Annotated in this window: 4 protein-coding genes and 4 pseudogenes; 6 read left to right on the top strand and 2 right to left on the bottom strand. The window is 45.2% G+C overall.

The genetic code is table 11. The features are described from left to right. Positions 1 to 3,442, top strand: a 3,442-nt coding sequence (locus tag ABLA76_RS04165) for a DEAD/DEAH box helicase (protein WP_348986969.1), incomplete at its 5' end; no start/stop codon positions are given. 74 nt (positions 3,443 to 3,516) lie between these two features. Here ABLA76_RS04165 and ravA read toward each other — a convergent pair. Beyond that, positions 3,517 to 5,007, bottom strand: a complete 1,491-nt coding sequence (ravA, locus tag ABLA76_RS04160; protein ID WP_348986968.1) for an ATPase RavA — start codon at positions 5,005 to 5,007, stop codon at positions 3,517 to 3,519. A 218-nt stretch (positions 5,008 to 5,225) separates the two neighbouring features. Here ravA and ABLA76_RS04155 point away from each other — a divergent pair. The 5 genes and pseudogenes from ABLA76_RS04155 to ABLA76_RS04135 all read left to right on the top strand — a co-directional run. Beyond that, a pseudogene (locus tag ABLA76_RS04155) lies at positions 5,226 to 5,330 on the top strand (RbsD/FucU domain-containing protein); the annotation flags it as partial. An 11-nt stretch (positions 5,331 to 5,341) separates the two neighbouring features. Further along, positions 5,342 to 5,458 (top strand): annotated as a pseudogene (locus ABLA76_RS04150) (hypothetical protein); the annotation flags it as partial. Between the two features lie 113 nt (positions 5,459 to 5,571). After that, a pseudogene (locus tag ABLA76_RS04145) lies at positions 5,572 to 5,904 on the top strand (substrate-binding domain-containing protein); the annotation flags it as partial. A gap of 64 nt (positions 5,905 to 5,968) precedes the next feature. Beyond that, positions 5,969 to 6,898 carry a ribokinase gene (rbsK, locus tag ABLA76_RS04140; protein WP_348986967.1) on the top strand — a complete coding sequence of 310 codons (930 nt, stop codon included), beginning with the start codon at positions 5,969 to 5,971 and terminating at the stop codon, positions 6,896 to 6,898. Positions 6,899 to 6,900: 2 nt separating this feature from the next. Continuing rightward, positions 6,901 to 7,129, top strand: a pseudogene (locus ABLA76_RS04135) (LacI family DNA-binding transcriptional regulator); the annotation flags it as partial. 127 nt (positions 7,130 to 7,256) lie between these two features. Here the strand turns inward: ABLA76_RS04135 and mdtD are convergent. After that, a complete protein-coding gene (mdtD, locus tag ABLA76_RS04130; RefSeq protein WP_348986966.1) occupies positions 7,257 to 8,642 on the bottom strand; it encodes a multidrug transporter subunit MdtD in 1,386 nt (461 codons plus the stop codon). Positions 8,643 to 8,915 lie beyond the last annotated feature (273 nt).

Below are 8,915 nucleotides of genomic sequence, written 5' to 3'. Positions count from 1 at the left end.
AAAGTCGAGCATCGCGTTAGATTATGACAACCGATTGCCGCGTGGGAGAACTTACGCTAATAAAGGTGTGGTCAAGAATCTGACATTGAAAGGAGGCACTTTGCAGGCGAAAGTGCAGGGTTCTCGTCCATTACCTTATCAAGTTTTAATTCAAGTCCCTTCACTGACCCAGAAACAAATCAATCGATTGCTTGATGTGTTGGTGGGTGATCCTGGTGTGATCGCCCGTCTGCTTAATCGAGAATTAGATCCTTCAGTGTTAGAGCAGGCTAAACGCTTGGGTATTGCCGTATTTCCGTCCCAGTGGAAAGATTTAACGATGAGATGTTCCTGCCCCGACTGGGCAGTGCCTTGTAAGCACTTGGCGGCAACGATTTACTTGATCAGTCGTCAAATCGACAGCAATCCTTTTCTGGTGTTCTCCCTGCGTGGTGTGGATCTTGTTCAGCAGCTAAAAGAACGAGGAATTAATATTGAGCGCGAGGCAGTGGTCAATGTGCCGCGCTTGTCGACCCTGTTAATTGAAGGTGGCGCGTTGGTAGACGCTATCCTGCCGGATCCGATGGCACTGGAAACGTTGGATTATACTGGCTTGCCATCTCTGTCTGAGCCGCTATTGGCGGTATTGCCTACACAGACGGTTTTTTTTCCTGGCGGCGATCTACGCAAGGTGATGCAAAGAGTACTGACGCGGGTGGCTAAGTTTGCCCACAAGGTATTGGATGGCAAAATTCTGATGGATATGCCTGTAGTCACTTTGTTGGCTCCCCACCGTCCCCGTATCACGTTGAATCGGGAGGGAGATGCCATCATCAGTGGTGTCAACGGGCTATATACCATTGAAGAACTGGACACTGCGCTGGCACAACTTACACCAGCAGACTTGCCGGACAGGCAACCAGAGGTAGCCGCCCTGTTCCACCTGCGCATGATATCTTTGCATCTGCTGGTTCACGGAGCGGTGGTGCCACAGGTATTTTCTGTGGAGCCAAATGTTCTGGGAGTGCGTTGGTTACCCGCTATGCTCGATAACCGGGTTGCTGAACAGATACAGCTTCTGGCAAGAGGCTTGCCGTCGCAATTGGCCGTGTTAAGTCGGAACCAGACTATTTCACCGATAGTGCAGACCTGCGCGCTATGTGCGGTATTTCTCGGTTATTACCTGCGAATGGCGTCGGAGTATGTCAGAGAGAAACCGCGCGACAATAAAATCTTGTCCTTGTTATTCAGTGGTGAACCGAAAAATTTTGATGGTCCAGAGGAAAGTGCTATCGGTCCTGCCTTACAGACTTGGCTTGCTCGTTATCATCTGGCTGAACGGGACTATTCTCCCGTACTGAACCTGAATGAGGGGGAGTTCGGCGATTTCGAGGTGGGGTTGGCTATTCAGCCCAAATCGGCCTTGTTGACACCACCGGTTCCGTTGTACAGCGTACTAACTGAGCAAGAGTGGAGTCAGGCGCGTTTCGGCATCTTGCAGACGGTCATTCTGCTGGCCGAATTTTTCCCTCCTCTTAATGACTACCTGAGACAGGGCGCACACTCTCCTATTGTTCTGACGGCGGAACAACTGCCTGAGCTATTGTTCAACACACTACCTGCCATTCAATTGCTCGGCATTCGCACTTTGCTACCCAAGGTGTTGGAACGATTGTTACGCCCCCGGTTGTCGATGAACGTATCTAGTCGGACTCAGGGACTTGGAAGCAATCAATTGCGGGTTGATGAGATCCTGACTTTCGATTGGCGGGTCGCTTTGGGTGAACATCATCTGACTCGTGCCGAGTTCGAGCAATTGGTTCAGGGCGCAACGGGCGTAGTGCGTTTCAAAGGAGAATATGTCTACTTAGATCCGGAAGAAATTGCGAGTTTGCAAGCCCAACTGAACCGCCCCTCAAAATTGTCGGGCACTGAATTGCTGCGCACGGCACTGGCTGGTGAATATGGTGGCACACCGGTAAAGCTCGACGACAACACGCTACAACTGCTGACCGAGTTGAGGGAGTCGGGTGAAATGCCTTTACCGTGCGATCTCAACGCTACCCTGCGCCCGTATCAACAACGCGGTTACGCTTGGATGATGCGCAACTTACAGGTAGGATTTGGCAGCGTGATTGCTGATGATATGGGGCTTGGAAAAACCCTGCAAGTGATCGCTACACTGCTCAAACTTAAGCAGGACGGTGCCTTAGAACAGTCTAAAGCATTGATAGTGGTTCCCACCAGTTTGCTGACCAATTGGCAGAGGGAAATCGCTCGCTTTGCGCCAACGATCAGCATTGAAGTATTTCATGGCAGCAAACGTGAATTGACCTGTGAACGACCGGACGTCTTGCTGACTACCTACGGTATTGTTCGTAGTGCGGTGACCTCGCTCAAGGCTATGTCCTGGCGGGTTCTGGTGGTGGATGAAGCGCAAAACATCAAGAACCCGTCGGTCGCGCAGACCAAAGCGATCAAATCTATTCCTGCTGCTGGCTATATCGCCATGAGTGGTACTCCCGTTGAAAACCGTCTGTCTGAATACTGGAGCTTAATGGATTTTGTCAATCGCGGTTATTTGGGCACACTTAAACGTTTCGAGAAAGATTACACTACGCCGATCCAGATCAACCGCGATCGGCAGGTAGCAGAACGCTTCCAACGCATCACCGCCCCCTTTCTCCTGCGCCGCCTTAAGTCCGATCGCAGCGTGATCAGCGATCTGCCCGACAAGGTTGAAAGTGATCAATACTGCAGCTTGACGGCAACACAAACCGCACTGTACGAATCGGTGGTGCGTGAAAGTCTGCTGACCCTTGAAGCTGAAGAAGATCAGTTCAAACGTCAGGGCTTGGTATTACAAATGATTCTGGCGCTCAAGCAGATCTGCAACCATCCCGATCTGTACCTGAAACAACCTGCCAGCGATGCTATAGCGTCCGGCAAACTCGAACGCTTGTTCGATCTGCTCGACGATATACATGCCAGCCACGAGAAAACGCTCATTTTCACTCAGTTCCGTGAGATGGGGGAATTATTGGCTCACTGGTTACGACAACGCTACGGGCAGGCACCGATGTTCCTGCATGGCGGTCTGTCCCGCACTAAACGTGACGAAATGGTGGAGAAATTTCAGACCGACCGCACTGAACGGGTGTTTCTGTTATCCCTCAAGGCCGGAGGGACGGGGCTTAACCTAACTGCCGCCTCAAACGTGGTTCACTTCGATTTATGGTGGAATCCCGCAGTGGAGGCGCAGGCTACTGACCGCGCGTATCGCATTGGTCAACAGCGTAATGTGCAGGTGCACCGCTTTATTACCAGTGCCACCTTTGAAGAACGGATTAACGAAATGATCCAGCGTAAGCGTGAGCTATCGGATATGGTGGTGGGTAGCGGAGAACAATGGATAGGCAATCTGGATACGCAAGCGCTTAGAGAACTGTTTGCGCTTGCTTGATTATAACTCCATCCCAAGGGAGACGATATTTGCATTTTGTATAAGTCGCTCCCTTGCTGAATATCAACACGATATTACCCACTCATTTTTACCCTCAACTGTTTCTGTTTTTCAGTTAATTGCAGAAAACTCTGTTCAATGTTGACAAGCCAATGTGCTTCGATAAATAAACAGGGTTGATGCTGACTGAATAAATTGCGTTGTTGCTGAATTTCATCGCTGATGGATATCAGTTTTTCATGCCATTCTGTATTGGTGTTTTTTGAAGTACTAAATAGGCAGAGAACAGCACTATTACGGCTAATATCCAGCACTGTAAGCAGGTTCTTTTCATTGACTTCTGCCGTGATAGTTTGAGGAAAACCAATGCCGTTTAAACAGGCAGAGAGTTCTCCTGTATTATTTTTTAGAGCGTTTTCCAGCGAGTTTTTATCTATTTCGATGAAATTGACTTCAATATTATGCATGTGTAATGAAGGACGTAAAAATAGGGTCAGTTTTTCATCTGCTATATCTTCGGGCAGTGAATAAAGGGTCTTACGGCCAAACAGAGAGGATTTGGCGACTAATTGCAGGGGATGGTCATTTTCTCCTTGGTTGGATTGTACCCATTGCTGGTATAACTTCTCCATTTTTTGCAGGAGGGAATGTTGTCGATAAGCCTGTTCTGTCAATAAGACATGCAAAAATTGGGACAAGAATTTTAAGCTATTCAAGTCGTGCCATAGGCAATCTTTTAATAGCACGATATCTAACGGAGATATCTCATTTCTGCCGCTGAAAAAGGCACAGGCTTGCAGTAAACGGATAGATTTTTTCCAACGGCGATCTGAGACATCAGCCGTGCTCTCAGTCGCATTGACTTGTTGGCGTAATTGATAAATCAGTTCGAAGATATGATCTGGCAGGGATACATGATTGATCTTGTCTTGCCATTGCTGAAATTCATCATCGGTGATTTGAATATGGGCAGGCACGGGATTGCTATTTTCCTTGTTTCGGTCAGTCAGCAAGGCGCGAAAATTTTTCTTTTCCTGAATTTTGTCCAGCCAGAGTCGAATCAACATGCGATCGTAGAGTGCTTCCAGACTGCTATCACTATCCGGGAGTTCATTGGATGCTGTAACCAGTAAACGCATCGGTAGTTGTTCTTCCAGGTTGCCATTTCTGAATTTCTTTTCATTAATCGCGGTGAGTAACGTATTCAAAATGGCGGGACCTGCTTTCCAAATTTCATCCAAGAAAACGATTTCCGCTTCGGGTAAATAACCTTCAGTAAGGCGCTGATAACGGCCTTCATCTTTGAGCGCTTGAATGGAAAGGGGGCCGAAGATCTCTTCTGGGGTGGAAAACCGGGTCATCAGATACTCAAAAGCGCGTGCGTTTTGGAATGCAAATTTGATCCGACGCGCGATAAGGCTTTTGGCTATTCCCGGGGGGCCAAGAAGAAAAATGCTCTCTCCACATAATGCGGCTAGCAGGCACAGGCGAATAGCTTGCCGTCTTTCATATAGTCCGCTTTCTAGATGCTGACCTAACTGGGATATTTTCTCGACCAATTGCATAGTATGGACACCAAGGATTGAAGAGTTACCTTCCTTTATTTATAGATAAAATTCACCCTATGCAAAGATTTTGATGATAAGTTATTTTTTCCCTTTATTTATCTTCCCCATTAAACGTTTCTATGATGATCACATTTTTATATTAATCATATTGTCTTTGATGGTTAGCTTTATATGATGACTGTTTAGCGAAACGTTTCGCTAAACAGTTTATAAAAATGAAAAAAGGCGTTTTATTACATTCTGATATTTCAGCCGTTATTTCTCGTTTGGGACACACCGATCCGATTGCGATCAGTGATGCGGGGTTACCTATCCCGTCGTTGTGGCTTCCACTGGTTCCAAATCCGCTCAGGAAGCTGGTATTGGCATTATTCATCAAGAATTAAACCTCATCCCCCAACTAACGATTGCTGAAAACATTTTTTTGAGTCGTGAATTCGTCAATAAACTGGTAACTATTTTCTCCGTCATGGCATAAAGTGCCACTATCAGTGCTAATTAAGGGCAATGTTATCAGCCATATTGCTTCTGACAGCCGTTTGTTTAGGTGCTAAAATGGTCGCTGATTATGATCGCACAAAAGGGATGAATGTTATGCAGAACTTGCTGACAGTTCATCCGTCAGTACAAGCTGTTTTCGCTCAAAATGATGAAATGGCTCTTGGTGCATTGCGAGCGTTGCAGGCAGCCGGTAAAGAAGAGGTGTTGGTTGTCGGATTTGATGGCACTGACGATGCTCTTAAGGCTGTACAGAGTGGTAAATTGGCAGCAACGATCGCACAGCGTCCGGATCAGATAGGTATCATTAGTGTTCAGACTGCGGACAAAGTGCTAAAAGGTGAAAAAGTTGATGCCATCATTCCGGTTGAGCTGGAATTAGTTGTGAAGAAATAATCAACATTATTCATGCAGTCATTAATTTTTATGGCTGCATTATTTTTACACAGGAATAAATGTAATGCGTGTGGCAAAACTGGTTGTGATGGGTAGCATCAATGTAGATCACATATTGAATCTCAACTCTTTTCCCCAACCAGGGGAAACAGTGAGAGGAGAACAATATAAGGTTGCCTTTGGAGGAAAGGGGGCAAACCAGGCCGTTGCTGCTGGTCGTTGTGGTGCTGACATTACATTTATTGCTTGCGTTGGCCAAGATGATGTCGGCATACGTGTTTGCCAACAGTTGGCGAAAGATAATATCAATACTTCCTCAATTGAGGTGATTGAAGGGGAAACAACGGGCGTTGCTCTGATTTTTGTCAATCGGCTGGGTGAAAATGTTATTGGCATTAATGCCGGGGCGAATGGGAAGCTAACGCCTAATTATTTCCTTCGTCATGAACAGATTGTCAAAGAAGCTGATGCATTGTTATTGCAGCTTGAAACGCCATTGGAAACCGTACAACTTGCTGCTGAAACGGCCAAGAAACATCATGCTAAAGTGATCTTGAATCCAGCACCGGCACAGAAAATCTCAGATCAATTACTGTCGCTGGTGGATATTATCACGCCGAATGAAACTGAAGCGGAATATTTGACTGGCATTGCCGTAAAAGATGATGTTGGCGCGAAAAAAGCCTCTCAGGCCTTACATCATAAAGGCATAGAAACGGTCATTATCACATTGGGTAGCCGAGGCGTATGGCTGAGTGAGAAAGGTAAGGAAGGGAAAATTGTTCCTGGATTTAAAGTAAAAGCGATCGACACAATTGCTGCTGGGGATACATTTAATGGCGCCTTGGTAACAGGATTGCTGGAAGAAAACACAATGTTGTCTGCTATCCGCTTTGCTCATGCGGCGGCAGCGATTGCCGTTACGCGTCAGGGAGCACAACCTGCGGTTCCGTGGCGGAATGAAATTGACGCATTTCTATCTGAACAGGATTAACCGTGGCTACCATGAAGGACGTTGCCCGTCTGGCGGGCGTCTCAACATCAACAGTTTCTCATGTGATTAATGGCAATCGTTATGTCAGTGAAAACGTGAAAAAGAAAGTCAATGCAGCGATTGAGGAATTGAATTATGCGCCGTCTGCTTTGGCAAGAAGCTTGAAAATAAACCAAACCAAACCAAACCAAAACCATTGGTATGTTGGTTACAGCCAGTGATAACTCTTATCCATCAACCCAAGGATGAATTGGGTAAGCCTGCTTTATCGAATGAAAAATCCAGAAAGCGAACCAAAGCAACTGATTTTGACACCTAAATTGATTGAGCGAAGTTCTGTAGCAAGTCGCTAACGGGTTCATTTCTTCTTAATTAAGTTATTACCGTCTTCTTTATTCAGTAATAGAAAAACAGTAGAAGAAATCAAGGTAATCACTCCCATCGTGATTAAAGTATAGTGGAAATGGTTGATGGCTGAACCATATTCCATTGACTCATAAAATCGCAGAACTGCCGCACTGATGGTCACCCCAAAACTGATGGATAACTGTTGAGTGACTGATAACAGGCTATTACCGGCACTGGCATTGTTATCATTCAGATCAGCTAAAGTGATTGTATTCATCGCTGTGAATTGTGTGGACATGACTACTCCCAATATAAAAAGAGGAATTATCAAAAATATGATGGGGAGTTCCGGTGTTTGTAGCGAAAATTGTGAAATCATTATGCCAATAATAATCGTGACCCAGATGAGTGTTTTTCGATATCCAAAGCGAGTCAGTATCTTGGTGACAAAAGATTTGGCTAAAATTGAACCAATTGCATTTGGTGCCATCATGACGCCAGCAATGACTGCTGGAAATCCAAACCCCACTTGGAGCATTAAAGGAATAATAAATGAAAGCGAGCCAGTACTTAGCCGAGTAGCAATATTGCTGGCGATGCCAATTGAAAATGTACGTGTCTGGAACAACTGGAGATTAATGAGGGGATTTGAGTGTCTTTTTGCATGGAAGACATACCCTAATAACATAATGATACCGCTACAAAATAAAGTAGGGGAAAGATCACCAGAGAATGTCTGATCTCCAAATAAATCAAAACTGACTGAAATCATCACCAGGCCCATACTAAACAACGTGAATCCCAGAAAATCGAAAGGGCATTTGGGCATAGTTAAATTAGGCATATTCTTTCTGGCGTAAATGATACCTAATAAACCAATGGGAATATTGATGATGAAAATCCAGTGCCATGTTGCATAAGTGACTAACAATCCGCCAAACATTGGACCCAAAATTGGGCCTAATAACCCTGGCATGGTGACAAAATTCAAAATAGGTAGCAGTTCACTACGTGGATATGATCTTAATAGAGCCAGGCGCGCAACGGGCATCATCATAGCTCCACCTATACCTTGAATAACTCTGGATGCAACTAAGAAAGAAAAATTAGGCGATAGCGCACAAGCAAGCGAGCCTAAAGAAAAGAAGAAAACAGCATAAATGAATACCGTACGAGTACCAAATCTATCGGCAAGCCACCCGCTTACGGGAATGAGCATTGCTACAGTTAAAGTATAACTGACAATAGCGGGCTGCATTGCCAGTGGAGAGTGATCAAGACTTTTTGCAATTGCCGGTAGCGCGGTGTTAAGAATTGTGGAATCTAAAGACTGCATAAAAAAAGCCATCGCTGCAATCCAAGGTAACCCCGACATATTGCGTGCGGATTTGACCATCAGATATCCTGTTTATTTTTTAATGATAGTGAATACATAATGTCTCACTATACCAAATTCAACCAGTTATTGGTTGTTAATCAACCAATAACTTCCTCTGGGGCCAATTGACAGTTGTCGTAGGCAATTGCACAACAATCATTGTATAAGAACTTTGCCTCTATGATTGTTGCTTAAATCCTCAATTTTAGGATGTAAAACATGCAAAATTACCGTTTTTGTTGAAAAAAACCACGAACAGAAAAAAAATCAAAAAAAACTATTGTCAGCGCT

This window comes from Xenorhabdus sp. SGI240 (assembly GCF_040081915.1).
In the GTDB taxonomy this organism is placed as follows: Bacteria; Pseudomonadota; Gammaproteobacteria; order Enterobacterales; family Enterobacteriaceae; genus Xenorhabdus; species Xenorhabdus bakwenae.
This window is presented reverse-complemented; position numbering and strand designations above follow the sequence as displayed.